Source organism: Salmonella sp. SAL4457 (assembly GCF_046548235.1).
In the GTDB taxonomy this organism is placed as follows: Bacteria; Pseudomonadota; Gammaproteobacteria; order Enterobacterales; family Enterobacteriaceae; genus Salmonella; species Salmonella enterica.
Genome location: NZ_JBGDZO010000895.1, coordinates 1 through 254 on the forward strand (window position 1 = coordinate 1; position 254 = coordinate 254).

At 71.3% G+C, this 254-nt stretch carries 1 protein-coding gene; it reads left to right on the forward strand.

All coding sequences use genetic code 11. The features are described from left to right. The coding region (locus tag ACLJNW_RS26780) for a HAMP domain-containing protein (protein ID WP_410961592.1) at positions 1-254 on the forward strand (254 nt) is incomplete at both ends.

Below are 254 nucleotides of genomic sequence, written 5' to 3' on the forward strand. Positions count from 1 at the left end.
GTTCCATGAGGCGCGGACCTCCACCCTGAAAAGGCTGCTCGGCCTGTCCGCCCTCGGTGTGCTGCTGGCCTCGTTGCTTGGCCACTGGATCGCCCGCCTGGGCCTGTGGCCGGTGCATCGGCTGTCCGAGGAGGCCCGGCGGATCAGCCCGCGGCAGTTGTCGCAGCGCTTGCAGCTCTCGCAGCTGCCGGCCGAGCTGCGCGAGCTGGTGGGAGCGTTCAACGGCGCCCTGGACCGCCTGGAGCAGGCCTACG